This window comes from Paraburkholderia sp. SIMBA_030 (assembly GCF_046535245.1).
Lineage (GTDB): Bacteria > Pseudomonadota > Gammaproteobacteria > Burkholderiales > Burkholderiaceae > Paraburkholderia.
Genome location: NZ_JAWRXB010001386.1, coordinates 1 through 244, shown reverse-complemented (window position 1 = coordinate 244; position 244 = coordinate 1). Strand labels below are relative to the sequence as shown.

Annotated in this window: 1 protein-coding gene; it reads right to left on the bottom strand. The window is 63.1% G+C overall.

Features of this window, described 5'->3' with window-relative positions; all coding sequences use genetic code 11:
- Positions 1-244, bottom strand: a 244-nt coding sequence (locus SB772_RS44585) for a response regulator (RefSeq protein ID WP_410839100.1), incomplete at both ends; no start/stop codon positions are given.

The window sequence follows — 244 nt, the reverse complement described above, 5'->3', positions numbered from 1 at the left end:
CGACACGACAGCGAGCAGGTCGTCAAGCAGCACGGGCTTCTTCAGCAGCGCGTTGAAACCGGCGCTCAGCGCCTCGTGCATATCGGATTCGTTGCCATAGCCGCTCAACGCGATACAGATGATCGACTCCATGGCGGGCATCTCACGCAGCTTGCCGACGAACTCGAATCCGTCCATGCCCGGCATGCCCTGATCGGACAGCACGAGGTCGGGGCGGTTGCCGTCGAGCATCGCGAGCGCATCC